Annotated in this window: 14 protein-coding genes; 2 read left to right on the forward strand and 12 right to left on the reverse strand. The window is 33.9% G+C overall.

Going from position 1 to position 17,417, the window contains the following annotated elements; all coding sequences use genetic code 11:
• Positions 1 to 299: 299 nt before the first annotated feature.
• The 4 genes from Q4Q34_RS19270 to ychF form a co-directional block, all read right to left on the reverse strand.
• Positions 300 to 2,969: a DNA gyrase/topoisomerase IV subunit A gene (locus Q4Q34_RS19270; RefSeq protein ID WP_303319031.1), complete on the reverse strand. Its 2,670-nt coding sequence runs from the start codon at positions 2,967 to 2,969 to the stop codon at positions 300 to 302.
• Positions 2,970 to 3,035: 66 nt separating this feature from the next.
• The gene (locus tag Q4Q34_RS19275) at positions 3,036 to 4,895 is read right to left on the reverse strand and encodes a DNA topoisomerase IV subunit B (RefSeq protein ID WP_303319030.1); all 1,860 of its coding nucleotides are present in this window, start codon (positions 4,893 to 4,895) and stop codon (positions 3,036 to 3,038) included.
• Between the two features lie 111 nt (positions 4,896 to 5,006).
• Positions 5,007 to 5,915 (reverse strand): DMT family transporter, encoded by a 909-nt coding sequence (locus tag Q4Q34_RS19280; protein WP_303319029.1) that lies wholly within the window; start codon positions 5,913 to 5,915, stop codon positions 5,007 to 5,009.
• 346 nt (positions 5,916 to 6,261) lie between these two features.
• A complete protein-coding gene (ychF, locus tag Q4Q34_RS19285) occupies positions 6,262 to 7,356 on the reverse strand; it encodes a redox-regulated ATPase YchF (protein WP_303319028.1) in 1,095 nt (364 codons plus the stop codon).
• 350 nt (positions 7,357 to 7,706) lie between these two features.
• Here ychF and Q4Q34_RS19290 point away from each other — a divergent pair, with 350 nt between their 5' ends.
• Entirely contained in the window at positions 7,707 to 9,182 is a 1,476-nt protein-coding gene (locus Q4Q34_RS19290) for a carboxypeptidase-like regulatory domain-containing protein (RefSeq protein WP_303319027.1), read from the forward strand.
• 151 nt (positions 9,183 to 9,333) lie between these two features.
• Here the strand turns inward: Q4Q34_RS19290 and Q4Q34_RS19295 are convergent, their stop codons facing one another.
• The 6 genes from Q4Q34_RS19295 to Q4Q34_RS19320 form a co-directional block, all read right to left on the reverse strand.
• Positions 9,334 to 9,807, reverse strand: a complete 474-nt coding sequence (locus Q4Q34_RS19295) for a hypothetical protein (protein WP_303319026.1) — start codon at positions 9,805 to 9,807, stop codon at positions 9,334 to 9,336.
• A 136-nt stretch (positions 9,808 to 9,943) separates the two neighbouring features.
• Entirely contained in the window at positions 9,944 to 10,396 is a 453-nt protein-coding gene (locus Q4Q34_RS19300; protein WP_303319025.1) for a hypothetical protein, read from the reverse strand.
• A 144-nt stretch (positions 10,397 to 10,540) separates the two neighbouring features.
• Positions 10,541 to 12,349, reverse strand: a complete 1,809-nt coding sequence (locus Q4Q34_RS19305; RefSeq protein ID WP_303319024.1) for an eCIS core domain-containing protein — start codon at positions 12,347 to 12,349, stop codon at positions 10,541 to 10,543.
• A gap of 241 nt (positions 12,350 to 12,590) precedes the next feature.
• Entirely contained in the window at positions 12,591 to 13,229 is a 639-nt protein-coding gene (locus tag Q4Q34_RS19310) for a class I SAM-dependent methyltransferase (protein ID WP_303319023.1), read from the reverse strand.
• A 9-nt stretch (positions 13,230 to 13,238) separates the two neighbouring features.
• Positions 13,239 to 14,168: a M43 family zinc metalloprotease gene (locus tag Q4Q34_RS19315; RefSeq protein WP_303319022.1), complete on the reverse strand. Its 930-nt coding sequence runs from the start codon at positions 14,166 to 14,168 to the stop codon at positions 13,239 to 13,241.
• A gap of 31 nt (positions 14,169 to 14,199) precedes the next feature.
• Positions 14,200 to 14,982, reverse strand: coding sequence for a sterol desaturase family protein (locus tag Q4Q34_RS19320; protein WP_303319021.1), 783 nt, complete (start codon positions 14,980 to 14,982; stop codon positions 14,200 to 14,202).
• A gap of 194 nt (positions 14,983 to 15,176) precedes the next feature.
• On the opposite strand from Q4Q34_RS19320, the gene Q4Q34_RS19325 reads away from it, so the two are divergent.
• Positions 15,177 to 15,995 carry a hypothetical protein gene (locus tag Q4Q34_RS19325; protein WP_303319020.1) on the forward strand — a complete coding sequence of 273 codons (819 nt, stop codon included), beginning with the start codon at positions 15,177 to 15,179 and terminating at the stop codon, positions 15,993 to 15,995.
• Between the two features lie 6 nt (positions 15,996 to 16,001).
• Here the strand turns inward: Q4Q34_RS19325 and Q4Q34_RS19330 are convergent, their stop codons facing one another.
• Positions 16,002 to 16,568: a Crp/Fnr family transcriptional regulator gene (locus Q4Q34_RS19330; protein WP_303319019.1), complete on the reverse strand. Its 567-nt coding sequence runs from the start codon at positions 16,566 to 16,568 to the stop codon at positions 16,002 to 16,004.
• A gap of 186 nt (positions 16,569 to 16,754) precedes the next feature.
• On the reverse strand, positions 16,755 to 17,387 hold the full coding sequence (locus Q4Q34_RS19335) for an NAD(P)-dependent oxidoreductase (RefSeq protein WP_303319018.1): 633 nt from the start codon (positions 17,385 to 17,387) through the stop codon (positions 16,755 to 16,757).
• Between the last annotated feature and the right edge of the window lie 30 nt (positions 17,388 to 17,417).

Genomic DNA, 17,417 nt, shown 5'->3' on the forward strand with positions numbered 1-17,417 from the left:
TCTATAAGCCTAATTTCTCATTCTAGGTCATTTCGAACTTAGTGAGAAATCGCATAAAACACTCCAATAATTCGTATCAAAAAATGTGATGTGATGTCTCCTAACGTCGACATGACTTCATACAATTTATTCAGAAAAACATAACATGCAAGCGGAGTTGAAAAAGACTTGTTTTCCTTTCCGCCTTTTTACTAATATTTTATATACGCAATGTTATACAGGTCAAATTAGGATTTCGTCTAATATAACAATGAGATTCTTCACTTTACTCTGAATGACAAAAATTGATAATCTGATAATTAAAACAACGTTATTTGTCCTTCATCATCAGGATCTTCCTCAGATAGTTTTACATCATCATTTGAGTTCGAAGGTGTATCATTACTCACAGGTGTATTTGCAGTAATTTCAGTTTCTCCAACAACCTCTAAGTCATCTGCATGCACTTCTTCCGGAGCCTCATATGGTAATGGATCTAATAAATTGACTTGATTTACTTTATCTTTTGTTAACTGATTCCCTAAAGCATTGATCCCTTTAATGGAAATAAATTCTTCAAGATTCACTTCTAAATTATCTTTCCTGTCTTTACCTCGTTCTTTAGCAAAGACTACTTCTGCAACAGGTTTCCAGTCTGTAGATACAATTTCTAATTGCGAACTAGGGTGCTCTGAAATAAATGATTCCTCGCGTCCTTCGTTTTCAATTAAAAAACGTTTTACATAGTAAATCTCTTTTTCTCCATTAAAATAAATTGCGGATATAGGCTTTTTAGGAATCCATTTTTCCATAACTATCATATCATCATCAAAATGCATCGTTACTTCTGGTGTAACCGTTTTTACGACCCCAGATTGATTAATGATGAGTAGTTTATCCTCACCTCTAAATTCTCCTATTAAGTCGCCTCTACCATCAACATTTAAACGTCTTACGGTATCATCGAACCATATTTTACGAGGTTTTAATGTGGAAACCCCCTTTTCTTTTAATTCAACGCGTTTTATAGAATATTTGGTAACGACATTGCCTTTGGATACTCTTCCTTTTATGAGTATATCTGCAAAATCAATATCCCATTTTAGTTTCTTAATACTTCCCGCTTGTCGTAATAATATTGTAATAACTTCGGCTTCTCCATTCGGATTTGCAGAAAAATAAAGCACTGTAGAGCCTTTATTTCCATTTGTTAAATCATATTCCTTATCTCTTGTTACCCCTGTAACAGCAAATCTCTTAATGTATGATGGTCCACTTTTACCATCACGATATATCATATTATAAATAGTGCGCTTGTCCTTTTTCTTAAATACAGCAACATGTATAATATCTTTACCTATAAAGGTTTTTGTGCCTACCTTGGTAATCATCATCTTCCCTGCTTTCGTGAACACTATAATATCATCTATATCACTACAATCACCCACATATTCATCACGTCTAAGTGAGGTTCCAATAAAGCCTTCTGCTCTATTTACATAAAGTTTTGTGTTCCTTATAACCACTTTAGTCGCGTCTACATCATCAAACGCACGAATCTCTGTTTTACGTTCTCTTCCTTCTCCGTAATCTTTCTTCAATCTTGTAAAATACGCAATTGCATAATCAATAAGATTAGCTAAATGATGCTTTATTTCTGCTATTTGCTCTTCTAAAGCTTCTATTTTTTGTTGTGCCTTATCTATATCAAATTTTGATATACGTTTAATTCGTATCTCGGTTAATCTGGTAATGTCCTCTTCTGTTACGGCACGTTTTAAATGTTTAATATGTGGTTGTAATCCTTTATCAATAGCACTAATAACACCTTCCCAGGTTTCTTCCTCTTCAATATCACGATAAATCCTGTTTTCAATAAAAATACGTTCTAAACTTGCAAAATGCCATTGTTCTTCAAACTCACTTAATTTAATTTCAAGTTCACTTTTAAGAAGCTGAACGGTATTATCTGTAGAACGGCGTAACATTTCGGAAACACCAATAAATAATGGTTTGTTATCTTCAATTACACACCCTAAAGGCGATATAGACGATTCACAGCTCGTAAATGCATAGAGTGCATCTATTGTTTTATCTGGTGATAACCCTGAAGGTAAATGCACTAAAATTTCAACTTCTGCTGCCGTATTATCTTCAATCTTCTTAACTCTTATTTTTCCTTTATCATTGGCTTTTAAAATAGAGTCTATAAGGGATGACGTTGTAGTTCCATATGGAATTTCTGAAATGACCAGGGTATTTTTATCCAGCTGAGAAATTTTAGCACGTACACGTACTTTACCTCCTCGTAGTCCATCATTATAATTAGAAAAATCGGCAATTCCCGCTGTTGGAAAATCTGGTACTATGGTAAATCGTTTTCCTTGTAAATGCTTAATGGAAGCATCAATAAGTTCAATAAAATTATGTGGTAATATCTTTGTTGATAGTCCTACTGCAATCCCTTCGCCCCCTTGTGCCAATAGCAAGGGAAACATAACCGGTAGGTTAACTGGCTCTTTACGTCTGCCATCATAACTAGCTTGCCACTCGGTAATTTTTGGATTGTATACTACATCTAATCCAAATTTAGAAATACGGGCTTCAATATAACGTGATGCTGCCGCGCGATCTCCTGTTAATATATTTCCCCAGTTTCCCTGGGTATCTATAAGTAAATCTTTCTGACCAATTTGTACCATGGCATCTGCAATACTCGCATCTCCGTGTGGATGGTATTGCATAGTATGACCAACAATATTTGCTACTTTGTTGTAACGTCCATCATCCAAATCTTTCATAGAATGCATAATACGACGTTGCACGGGTTTAAAACCATCTTCTATGGCTGGTACAGCACGCTCTAAAATAACATAAGATGCGTAATCTAGAAACCAATCTTTATACATACCCGTTACTCGGGTAATGGTTTCCTGAGGTTCTTCTTGCTCGTTAATTAAATCATCGTTAGGGTCTTCGTCTTCGGTCATGCTTTATATCAATTCTTAGTAGGAGAAATTTACGTATTATTAAATAATATGTGCTTTATTTCATAACTATTTTGTGTCTTCTATTAAATCCATTTCAACTTTTAAGTTATCAATAATAAACTCTTGTCGTGTTGGCGTATTTTTGCCCATATAGAATGATAATAGTTCTTCAACAGACATATTATCATCTAACATGATAGGATCTAATCGAATGTCATCACCAATGAAATGCTTAAATTCATCTGGCGAAATTTCACCTAATCCCTTAAATCGGGTTATTTCTGGTTTTGGTTTTAATTTCTCAATAGCATTTATACGTTCTTCTTCTGAATAACAATAAATGGTTTCTTTTTTATTCCTTACGCGAAATAAAGGGGTTTGTAATATATACAAATGCCCTTCTTTGATTACTTCTGGAAAAAATTGAAGAAAGAATGTGATTAATAATAAACGTATATGCATCCCATCGACATCGGCATCTGTTGCAATAACGACATTATTATAACGTAAATCCTCTAAGGATTCTTCTATATTTAAAGCAGCTTGTAACAGGTTAAATTCTTCATTCTCGTAAACAATTTTCTTGGTTAACCCATAACAGTTTAACGGTTTTCCTTTTAAGCTAAAAACGGCTTGTGTATTAACATCACGAGATTTTGTAATACTTCCGGAAGCCGAATCCCCCTCGGTAATAAAAAGTGTAGTTTCTAAATTACGTTCATTTTTGGTATCTCCAAAATGCACTCTACAATCACGTAGTTTTTTATTATGTAGACTTGCCTTTTTAGCACGATCTTTTGCTAATTTTCTTATGCCGGAAAGTTCCTTTCGTTCTCTTTCTGCTTGTAATATTTTACGTTGAATGGCTTCTGCCGTATCTTGATTTTTATGTAGAAAATTATCTAATTGTGTTTTTACAAAATCATTTATATAGGTTCTAACCGTAGGTAAATCACCTCCCATATCTGTAGAACCTAATTTTGTTTTAGTCTGACTTTCAAAAACAGGCTCCATAACCTTAATGGCAATAGCACTGGCTACAGATTTTCTAACATCGGATGCATCATAATTTTTACCATAAAACTCACGTACGGTTTTTACTAATGCTTCTCTAAATGCATTTAAGTGCGTTCCTCCTTGGGTTGTATTTTGTCCGTTTACAAACGAATGATATTCTTCGCTATATTGTGTTTTACTATGGGTTAATGCTATTTCAATATCATCACCTCGTAAATGGATAATAGGATATAGTCTATCGGATTCATTAATATTTTCACTTAGTAAATCTTTTAATCCGTTTTCGCTATAATACTTTTCACCATTAAAAACGATGGTCAACCCTGGATTTAGATAGACATAGTTTTTAAGCATCTTAACGATGTACTCATTTCTATATTTATAGTTTTTAAAAATGAGATCATCTGGAATAAAAGACACTTTTGTTCCTTTTCTTCTTGTCGTTGTATCTAATGATTCTTTATTTGTCAGATTACCTTTTTCAAATTCCGCGGAAGCTGACTTATTATCACGCGTAGATTCTACTCTAAAATATGACGATAATGCATTGACTGCTTTGGTACCTACTCCATTTAGCCCTACAGATTTTTTGAAAGCTTTAGAATCATACTTTCCTCCTGTATTCATTTTGGAAACTACATCAACAACTTTTCCTAAAGGAATTCCACGTCCGTAATCACGAACCGTTACCTTAGTGCCCTGAATCGATATTTCAATGGTTTTTCCAGCTCCCATGACATACTCATCAATAGAGTTATCTAAAACTTCTTTTAATAAGATATAAATTCCATCATCTGGAGACGAGCCATCCCCAAGTTTACCAATATACATCCCAGGACGCATACGGATATGTTCTTTCCAGTCGAGTGAGCGTATATTATCTTCGGTATAATTGGATTGTTCGGCCATAGAACTGCGCTAAATTTAATGATAGAACGCTAATATAAGACAACGTCGTAAAAAATAAAACCTCCGTCACACAAAGTAATTAACAATATAACATTGTTTTTGTTGAGAACCTTATGCTTTGGTTTTTGACTTCTTTATAGACACTAATAAAATACCTATTATAACGGCCAGAGCTCCAAAAAGTTGTAATAACGTTAGGACTTCGTTTAAGAAAATAGATGCCAGAACGATGGTAGAAATTGGTCCGATACCGGCTACAATTGCAAAGTTCGATGAACTGATCATTTTAATTGATGCTGAGACTAAAAATGACGGAATCACAGTCGCAAAAATGGCTATTAAAAAACCCAACAAATAAACTTCCCATGAAAAACTAAACAGGTCTACGTTGCTTATAATGCTATAATGAATAAATACGCAAATACATGAAACGATCATGGCATATGCTGTGAATGTTACAACTCCAAATTTAGGAATTAACCAACCACCTCCAACCAAATATGAGGCATAGGTTATAGCGCTAAGTAAAATAAAAAAACCGCCTATATAGGTGTCATTTCCAGAAATAGCAACCTCATCCCAAAACGCAATAACAATACCTAAATAGGTTAAAGCTATTGCGCCTCCCTGAATTTTAGTTATGGGTTGTTTTAAAAAGAACCAATTTAGAAGTAGTACGATAGTGGGATACAAAAACAAAATGATACGTTCTAAACTTGCTTTTATATATGTAAGTCCCACAAAATCAAAATAGCTGGCCAAATAATACCCAACGAATCCAAAAAACACGACCCAAGCATAATGTTTATTCTTTATTGTAGCCTCCTTGTTTTGATGTCTATATAAATAGGCTATAATGAGGTAAAAAGGAAATGAAAATAACATTCTAAGCAATAGAATACTAATCGTATCTACTTCGTATTGATACGCTAATTTTACCATAACTGCTTTTGAGGAAAATAATACGATTCCGAGAATTCCTAGAAAAACACCGTAAACAAAAGTTCTTGTAGTTTGCATGAAACGAAGGTAGCCTCCTGCTTTTTAGTAATTATTTTAGATGTTGAAGAATTACGATGTTCAGAAGTGATATTAAGTGTTCAGTTGGCAGTCTCAGTGTTTAGTAAACAGTTGCAGTATTCAGTAAACAGCAATCCGTATTTCCTTTGCGTCTTCGCTCCTTCGTGAGAAAAGAATATATCGCTAATATTTGAGTTTGCAGTTGCAGTGTTCAGTGGCAGTAAACAGTTGAGGTGCTTAGTAATTTATATTTAATAATAAGTAAATAATAATTCCTTTTAGTCCAGAGTCTAGAGTCTAGAATCTATCTTCTATTTTCTATCCTCTACAATCTAAGATCAAAAACCTACACATTAAACAAGAAATGCATCACATCTCCATCTTTAACGGTATAATTTTTCCCTTCCACCCGCATTTTTCCAGCTTCTTTTACTTTGGCTTCACTTCCAAAAGATACATAGTCGTCGTAACCAATAACTTCGGCGCGAATAAAGCCTTTTTCAAAATCGGTGTGTATAACGCCTGCTGCTTGCGGTGCACTGGCTCCTATATCTATTGTCCAGGCACGCACTTCTTTGACTCCAGCGGTAAAGTAAGTTTGTTGGTTTAGCAACTTGTAAGCTGAACGAATTAGTTTCGCAGAACCCGGTTCTTCAAGTCCAATATCTTGTAAAAACATTTGACGTTCTTCATAATCATCCAACTCATTAATATCTGCCTCTGTACCAACAGCTAACACTAAAACCTCAGCATTTTCATCTTTAACGGCCTCTCTTACTTTTTCAACATAGGCATTTCCAGAAACTGCTGCGCCTTCATCAACATTACAAACATACATCACGGGTTTGTCTGTGATAAACTGAGATGGTTTTACAAAATCGGCATAATCTTCTTCACTAAATTCCAAAGCACGAACAGATGTTCCTGCTTCCAAGCCAGCTTTTATAGTTAATAATACTGCTTCTTCTTTTTGGGCTTCTTTATTTCCTGTTTTGGCAGCACGCTTTACTTTATCAAGTTTTTTATCGACAGTTTCTAAATCTTTAAGTTGTAGTTCCATATCGATAGTTTCTTTATCTCTTATCGGATCTACGCTACCATCAACATGCACAATATTATCATTGTTGAAACAGCGCAATACATGAAGAATCGCATCGGTCTCTCTAATGTTTGCCAAAAACTGATTCCCTAAACCTTCTCCTTTACTCGCTCCTTTTACCAATCCTGCAATATCTACAATTTCAACAGTTGCAGGTTGTACACGCTCTGGGTTTACCAACTCTTCTAATTTTTCTAAACGATGGTCTGGTACATTCACTACACCAATATTAGGTTCTATAGTACAAAATGGAAAGTTTGCACTTTGCGCTTTGGCATTCGATAAACAATTAAATAACGTTGACTTTCCTACATTAGGCAATCCTACAATTCCTGCTTTCATTGAAAATTTATTTTTAATTCCCGCAAAGACGGAAATCTCTTTTTTGCGAGTGCAAAGATATATTATAATTAACAGTATTTTATAAAAATTATAAAATTCAATAACGATATCTGTCTATCTACAGATTTCAAACCTGCATAGGTTTAGTGATTCGTATTTATGTATAGCCTTGTGCAACGTTAGATTTGTATAAATTTGTGTCATTCATATCTTTTCAAAGGGACATGCAAAATGTAGACTATACACTCGGTTTTTTATACTTATTTTTATAAATTCATATATGTAAAGGTAATAATACCTCGATGTAACATTATTCTATTTTACTCGTTGATCTTATGAAACTATCGATTATGAAAAAATTAGTCTTACTCGTAGCTTTTTTATTGGCTGGCTTCTGCATACATTCCCAAAATATCACAGCTAAACTGATAGATAGGAAAACTAAAACCCCTATACCCTATGCGACCATTAAAACAGGTAAATTTAGTGGTGTTATTTCTAACGAAGAAGGCTATTTTAGTATAAATTCAGAAGATATTCAAAACAATACTGTTATGATTTCTTGTTTAGGGTATCAAAACAAAACACTTAGCATAGCTGATATTGAATCACTTAACTTTATAATTCCTTTAGAAACTGCCATTAATCAACTTAGTGAGGTTTATATTAGTAATAAACGCCCCAATGTAGATTCTATCATTGCTAGAGTAAATGCAAAACTTAGTGAGAATTATGATATTAGCCTTAACAAATATGACATATTTTATAGAAGTACCGATTATGTTAATTTTAAAAACTTAGACTTTGATATTGAAAAAGCATTACATGTAAAATCTAAAAACATAAAAAAGGCTAATAAAAGTTTAGATTCGCTCTCCAAACATATTATCGCCAGTCATATTATTCATTTTTCAGACTTTAAAGGCGAATTATTCAGTTTAGACAAGGATAGCAGTAAACTCTTTGTGAATAAGGCCACGAAGCTTTTTGATCATAAGAATGACTTTTCTATTGAGGCTGTGCAAGAAAAAGCACAAACCATGGCTTTGAAATATATAGATACCATGAAAACCTATAAAGTTAAATCGGGATGGTTTAAAGTTGAGGACTCATTATCATTAAGAAATCAAGATTTTAAAGACAAGATGAAAAATGAATATAATGTCTCTGATCTAAAAAATACGACAGGTTCGTTATTACGCAAATCCATGTTTGTAGGTGATTCTTTTTTGAAAAATATTTTAAACCCTAAACTATACGATCACACATTTGAAGATGTAGGTTACAATAATGGCGAGCTCACTTATATTGTAAGTTATAAACCAAGAAGAGGGAAAGCAAAATTTACGGGTAAGCTATTTATCTCGGACGAAAATTATGCGGTTACCAAAGTAGATTATAAATATTATGGTTCTCGCCACGGTAAAAAAGTAAACTTAAAACTCGTTCTAGGAGTCAAGTTTATTGAAAATGTTAGTGAGGGCACCTATATCTATGAAAAAAATAGTGAAAACAAATACCAACCAAAATATATTAAACGAATAAAAGGTGCTTATTTTTATGTGAGCAGAGGTTTAAAACTTATTGAAAATAGCCGCGAGAAAAACAAAGTGAGTCTTGAATTTAACATTGAAGGTGATAACCGCAATAAAGAGGAAATACTTTTCACAGATGTTAAAAATATAACTTTAGAAGATTTTACCTTAATCAAACAAGAAAAAGTAGTGCCTTATACCTTGCTAAAAGCTTTTAAAACATCGACTTGGCAAAATGAACAAACCTTAGAGCCTTTGCAGGAAATGAAACGGTTTGGGAGTGGGGAGTGATTGGGGTATTTATCCGTTTTGTGTAAGTGTCAGTAACGGGAAAGTGCTAGAGTATTTTTCACTGATGCAAGCAAGTTAATAATAAAGGCTGAATCTTCTAATCGAAAATTCAGCCTTTATTGAGCGTTTACACGTTAATACTTTTTTATTTTTAATTTGTTGTTGAATATTCAGACTCAAATGTGCTGGTTTCTCTATCGAAAATAACAGTCAGAGTATTATTGTCTATTGCTCCTCCTGTTGAACCAATCGATTTAGAGTTAGTTACGTCATAAGTCGTATTATTGTTAGTATTTGTCACTTTTACATATGTATCCGATAAAAAATTACTTCCACTTTTGATTTTGAATATCACTCCTATAGTATTTGTGATTTTAGTAGTTTTTTCATCTGCTAATTCAGAGTAGGCCTGAGGATCAACAATATTTGTCGTTTCACTTTGTAATTGTCCGTTTTCATCATTCCACGTAAAAGTTACGTCCAAATTCAAATCAGCATCTGATAACTGTGAAGTATATTCAATTTTGAAATTCGCAGTATCCGAATTGTTCTCATTAGTATTGTCATCATCGCTACTACAACTCATAATAATTATAGCGAATAAAAGTAAGGTTAGTTTTTTCATAAATTCCGTTTTGTCTTCTCGTTTTGTTTGATCATATTACAGGTAACGACTTGATATAAAATCGTTTTAATATTTTCATGTATAATGACGAGCAAAGTTACATTTTTTCGAAAGAAAATAAATACGAAACAGTTTATTATTTCAATTCAAAAAAACCTCTTAAGTAGTATTTGTAGACATACCTCCATGGAATTATTAATAAGTTCAAAACAATACCTGCTATACAAACCCATAAAAACGATTCCAAATCTTCATTTAATAACCCATTTTTTTTAGCTGGTAGATATGTTCCAATAATCCAGGCTGTTTTATATAATAATTGTAGTAATAATATGGGGATTAGTTTTAGAGGAAACCTAACCCCTAATATGTTTAACAGAGAAAAGGCTGCCCAGAAGCTTATAGTAACACCTGTTAATGTGTCCATTTGTTCTTTAGGGAAAAGAATTCTGGACCAATTATCAAATGCCAAACTGATGACATTTAAAAAGAATAGCCCTCGCATGATATGTAATCGCCATTTTGGGGGTTTTGTAATGATAATCGATTTATTAGCTTGCTTTTGCTCTATATGCTGTCTTGAATCCATATTTGATAGTTTTGACGAATAGATGTTACTACTATTAAGTAAGACGCATTTTTTTTGTAGATAGTTGTCTCTTTATCTGTGTTTTTATTTAAAACAATACATCCAAGAATTTGAAAATAGTAAAAAAGATCACATACGATGAAGCTAATCTTCGTGTTCTTTCCTAAACACAGCTGGAGATCGAGCAAAGGCGATAGCATTGGATAAATCTCGATCTAGTCTCGTAAATTTAGCAGCAAGAGTAGCATCAAAGACTTTTGTTTCTATTACTGGCGGATCGGGTTCGCCATCACCAAATCCGTACGGAATTCTTGCTGTAATGGCTATTTTGTCTCCTATATGGGAATCGCCTTTAGTGGTTGCCGACCAATCTACTATCAAAGGATGATGGTCGTCACTCCGTTTAGATAATTCCAATATTTTTCTTTCCCATGGAATCATCTCGGAATTCGCTGCATGAGTTCCTGCCACAAAGTTAGTTCTTCTATCAGGCCCTCCAATCCTACTACCCCGAATATGGAGCCACTCCCAATCTGTGGATGGATGTTCTGTATTTTCAACATTCTGATTAATGGCATAACCAAGTGCATTCCATCCCGCCATTGTGGTTTTCTGATTACCTCTGGCTGCTCTCCTTGCCTTTTTATTATATTCTGCATGTTGAGGGGGCTTATTAGCAGGCCCTAAAACACCTCCTACTTCAGTATTATGAGATGTATTGGATTTAGGCTCCCAGTATTCTCCAGGTACGTATAGATAATTCCGACCTATTCTTTCATCTTCATAAGGAAACTTACCCAAAGCACTTAATCCAAGGTAAATGGATTGCCAAAATATGAGTTTGACCTCACTCACATGACGCACGTCAACACCATCATAGTTTAATTCAACCTTGTCACAAAGCGATTCGGTAGTACTGTAAAAATGTCCTCCTGAACGAACATACCTAAAATCCAAGTTACCTATATCTCCTTCAGGTTCATACTTACGACTACGACTATGTGCACCATCAACTAATACTCTTAATTCTCTTTCCCAAGAAAAAAAATCGCGACTTCTAAAATCCCTATAGTCATATTCCCTTCTTTGTGAGTCATAGAATACCCATTCATCAGGATCAACTCCATCTTCTACGTTAGATTGGTCGGTGAAAAGCGCCTTGTCTCCACCCCCAACCCAAACACCACAATAGACATATGCTCCAGTAGACGGAGCGTCAAGGTCTACTTGATCTTCCCATGCATAAATATGACTGTTCTCTGGGTCTACCAAAACAAACTGACCTTGAATAACACCTTCTTGATTACTATGCTGAAACGGGGTACTTGTTTCTGAAACTAACGCTTCTGCTTCTAAGTGTATCGGAGTGATAGCTATAGTGTTCATTGCCTTCGCTCCCATTATATCCGCCTCTCTTTCTAAAGATGTATCATTATTAATACTTATTTTGCCCTTCATCTGAATAGTAGGCCTCACTCGACCTTGCTTTTGCTGTACCACGTGCCAAGCTTCATGTGGCAGATGTTTTTCTTGCCCAGGCCCTAAATGAATATCTGTTCCCTGAGCATAAGCATGTGCTTGAAGTTGTGCCGGTTTATCTGAATTACGATGTACCTTTACATCATCTAAAGACATCCCAGATAAGTTTTCCATGCCTGTTTTTAAATTATTGGGCAAGCCTGTTTTATTGTCTTTCTTTTGAATAGGCTTTGCGTGTTCAGAAGAATTATTATCTGTATTCTCCTGTAATTGAATTAATTGTTTGGCCTTATGGGTATTGTTTGCTAACTCTTGAAAAGCTTTAAGCTGCGTTGCTTGTGGGCTATTATTTGCTAACTCTTGAAGTTTTATCTGTCCAACCCCTTCTGTTCGGTTATCCGCAAATTGCATAGTAGATTCATCACTGCACCTTGTCTCTGATTGACCATTTGAACTCAGTGGTTTTTTATTCACTTGTCTTTTGCCAGAGTGCATATGTATACTTTGCTTTTTAGGTTTTGGTTTTGTCTATAACCATTAGATATACAATCGTTTAAATATGTTTTATATCTAATGACAAGTAAATCTACACTTTTTTAATTAAAGAAAGAAAATAAATACAAAACAAACTTGTTTATGCAATTTATGTTAACAGTAAAAGCAAGACACTCAACCTTACCACTTAATAATCAATACATAAACCAACAATTCATCATCATTTAACAGCACGTCCACGAATTTGGGGAATAATAGGAAAAAATGGGGAGTATAAATTATAAGTTTCTAATTCCAATTTATTAAAACCAACAGATTCTAATAATTGTTTAGTATCTCTATTGGTGTGGCATCCTTCAAAAAACCAATGCCACGGTTTATGAATCAAATTTTGGATAAACGCTAACATAGAATTATCTCTTGCCCTTACATGTTCAATAAATATAAAAACACCAGATGGTTTTAAGATGCGCTTAATTTGATTCATACATGTTACTGGATCATCTACGGTACAAAGTACTAAGGTAGACACCACAAAATCACATGAATTATCAGGCAAATCGATAGATTCACCTATGGTTTCTTTTATTTCTAAATGGATACCATATTTAACTGCACTCTTTTTTAAATTAGCATGCATATGAATATTGGGCTCTATAGCTATTAGCTTAGTTCCAACTTTTAAATAACGCATATTCGCTCCTGTTCCTGCTCCAATTTCGACAACAGTCTCCGGATGATTTTTAAAAAGCTTTCGTTTTGAATTCCCAAAAAGTATATCCATATACCCGGAAATCATTTTAAAAAAGAACGCATTTATTGGTCCACGAATGGCATTATTTTGAAATTTGTTTTTCATGCTTATCTGCTAAGGTTTAAGCGCATGGCTGGATAATAAAGCATGGCGCCCTTCGTGATGTTCTAACACATAATGCATCCGAGCTATCTGATCGTTAGTAAACATGTTCATGGTCTCATCATAAGACCAGGTCATATAATTGTTAATCATGGCAGGTTCTCCTTCACATCCTATAAAAGCAGTATTATATACGGGTTTATCAACCGCTGGAGTATCATCACAATAGTCATTATTCTTACAATCTCCTTCTCCCCAAATATGCAATACTCCTAAATAATGCCCCATTTCATGGGTTAAGGTTCTACCAAATCGTGCATAACATGAACTATCCGATTCTCCAAAATGTGGCCAATTAATTAAAATACCTTCGGCATCACCAGGTTGCGGTAATGAAAAGAACTCCGTTCCGGGTAAATCTGTTTCTGGCCCAGTGGCAGAACCAAATACAAAACATTCTGAATCTTCTGGTAATGGTGTTGTCCAAACATTGATATATTTTTTAGGATCCCAATAGGCGTATTGTGCATAGTGATTCACATTGTACCCCAAACTGGGTACAAGCACCTTGGTTGAATCTATTCTATTAATACCGTTAAAAGAGTTTCCTTCCGGGTTTTGTTTTGCTAATACAAATTCTATTTTAGTATCTCCTCCGTCGGGGTGATCATTATATCCTCTTGTTCCTTTTTTTCTACGAAAGTCTTCATTTAGTATTTCAATTTGTCTTTCAATTCGTGCAGTAGAAAGGTTTGCACCTTCTCCAACGGGTTTACCATCATGTATAATATGAACCACTACTGGTAAGTAAAAAATCTCTTCTTCTGGAGACTCTGGATTAGAGGGATCTGGGTTGTTATCTTTTGAACAAGAGCATAGTAATAAACCTATCATTATTACAATAGCCCATTTTTTTGAAAAAATATTTATAATTGTTTTCATTCATCTTTTTTTATTGTGAAATAATCTGACTCTATTCTTTTTGATTAGTGACATCTCTAAACATAAGCATATCCAATAGTCTACGAGAAGCCCCTAAATAATACCCTGTTTCATGTTCATGTGTTTTTGGATTTTTAAAAGTCCCAAACAACATATCTATAATAGCTAAATCGGTATAGTTATATTTATGAATCCCTTTAGCATGATGTAATGTATGACTTTCAGGACGTTGAATGATATACCCAATCCATCTTGGTGTGTTAATATTTGCATGTTGAAAAACTCCAAAAAAAGTAGTGGATAGAATTACCGCGGTAATAGCTTCTGGAGATAATCCCATGATAACAGCAAAGCTAATAGACCCTATTAACGATATACCAATCATATCATTAATACTAAAAACAAATGTACTGGGAACATCTAAACGTTCTGAGCTGTGATGAACTTGGTGGGATACCCTAAATAAAAAGTTAGATTTGTGCATACTAATATGCCAACCATACTGTACAAGCTCAAATAAAAATATACCTAGTATAATTTGCGTCGTCAAGCTTAAATAGCTTAAATCGACCAATTGAAATTTGACAAAAAAATCATCCCATAATAATGGAATATATGTTGTTAGTAATAAAAACACAGTAAAGAATAGTAATCCGCGAAGCTTCCAAAATTTTATTTTGGGTAATTGCCTCGCGGGGAATAATGATTCCCAAATAAACAAACTTCCTAAAATAGTATAAACCGTTAATGAAATAGGGTCTAGTAAAATCTCTAAAGGAGTTGGTAATGGTGAAATGATAGTATCTAAATTCATAGCTTTAAGTTTTTTATAAAATTATGGACTCCAAAAAAAACTAACCAAAAATCCCCCTTGATCTATGTTAGGAATTTGATTTTCATAATATTATCAAGGCTTAAAAAAAGAGATTATATAAAATATTTTCTATATTAGCCTAGCTTATTCTTTCTAATTTTTATTAGAAAACCCAAATTATAACCTACTTTATTATGAAATACTATACGCTATTATTTGTATTATTCATTGCTTTTTCATGTTCTGAAAAAGAGGATGATATACCACCACAAAATGGCACACCTTCTCAAAATGAAGACAATCAGGAAGACGACCAAGACAACACGACAACTGGTATTGTAGATGATTTTGATGGCACTGGAGCCTTAATTGATTTTGTAACTAATAATGCTTCGTCATTACCTGATGTTTCAAGATTAGATGGAAGATATCGTGCTGTTCTTACAGACAATACTAATAACAAAACGTTACATTTTAATCAAGATCAAGGTCGGTTGGATGCTAAATTAGTGGCTTTTCCTTTTGAGTTTATCGCAAGAAATATTGGTATTGGCACTATAGACGATTCGCAAATAGCCCCGACATCGGCAAACAATCCATATAATTTTGCGGGTGTTCAGGTTCATGTAGAAGATTTCAACTCCATAAATTCGTCTCATGTAGTGGTTGGACATAGAGGGTCTACTGCGTTTACCATTGAAGGCAAAAACACGCTAAATGGAGACTCCTCGGTAAATGATATTGGTGCTAACACAGTTCCCAATGGGAGAGCAGACATACACATTGTTGGAAGTGAAAACAATACGCTCACAGTATATTGGCAACTTCCTAACTTGACTGGTGATAGCTCGTCTGATAATTGGACCCTTTATAATGGAACTGGAAACCTGCCCGGAACGGCACCAACGTATGGCAATAATGTTTATGTTGGGCTGATCACGTATGCTTTTTATACTACAGGAGTTCCTTTTGTAGGTACCTGTGATGCTATCGAAATTAAAAAGACCAAATAAAACATATTAGGAATGTAATTTCTTTCTAATTCTGCTTAAGCTTTCTGGGTGAATCCCTAAATATTTAGCTATTTTATTAACTGGAATATTAGAGATATAATCTGGTTTGTTTTTAAACATCTCAACATAAATCTCTTCGGCTGTTTTTGTTAAAAGCGCTTTTTCTCTATTAGATTTTCTTATATAACCATGTTCAGTCATAATTCTTCCAAACTTATTTACATCAAACGAATCATTATAAGCTTGCATCAAATCTTTACGTTTAATGACTTCAACATCACAATCCACTAATGCCACAACCCGAACATCTCCGGGTTTTTGATTCAGAAAAGAAGTAAAACAACAAAAAAACTCTTTTTCAAAAAAGAAGTCTATTATTTTTTCAGACATATAGCTTTTTATGGTAATCTCTGCAATGCCCTTGTTCATAAAATATAAGGAGTCCTCCACCTGTCCGTATTCGGTAAAAAGCTCCCCTTTTTTAAAAACCCCTTTTTTAATAGGAAAATGGAAATCTTCGTATGATGGTATAGCGGTGTTTACAGTAGCATTAAAAAATTCCAGAAAAGTCATGTGTGCAAAAAGTGAATAAAATTAAACGTTAATGGTTCAAATTAATATAAGTAGTTATCTAAGCTTCTTAAACTACAAATACTAAATATATAGACGCTATTTTTAATCAATAGTTGCGTTAATATGTGTTTTTTAACAAAAATCCTAGGTGTAAAACTTAGGATTTTTGCTATACTCTATTTATTTTTAGTAAGATAATCCCGGAGATTTATGTAAATAACGTGAGTTTCCTATTTGTTTTAAGACAAAATCGGCAACATCTGCTCTAGAAATTTTAAGTTTTAATGATTTTGCTTTAGATCCAAACCCATGTCGGTAAAGTTCTGTTTTTTCTCCATTGGTAAAAGCACCAGGTCTTACGATAGTCCAATTCAGATCACTATTCTTCACATAACGTTCCTGCAATTCGTGATCTAAAAAAATTTGTTTTAAATACCATCCAAACATAATATATTTCCAAAAGAAATTAAGGTTGTTATTACTTTCATAAGTGCCTAATGTACTTTGGCAAATTAATCGATTGACACCATTATCTTCCATAGCTGCAATTATATTCTTGGTACCTTGAGATCTAACAACACTTTTTCTGTCTTTTCCAGAACCTAGTGCTATAATAACAATGTCCTGACCTTTTACTGCCGACTCAACATCGTTTACATTGAACACGTCCCCTTCCTTAATTTTTAGATTTGGATTAGAGAATATGTTTAACTTTTCTGCATCCCTACAAAAGGCCAATACCTGATGTCCTTTTTCTAAAGATTGTTCAATAAGATGTTTTCCTATAGTTCCTGTAGAACCAAATATTACTACTTTCATAATTTTCTATTTAAGATTATGAGGCAAAAG

This window comes from Flavivirga abyssicola, from assembly GCF_030540775.2.
Classification (GTDB): Bacteria; Bacteroidota; Bacteroidia; order Flavobacteriales; family Flavobacteriaceae; genus Flavivirga; species Flavivirga abyssicola.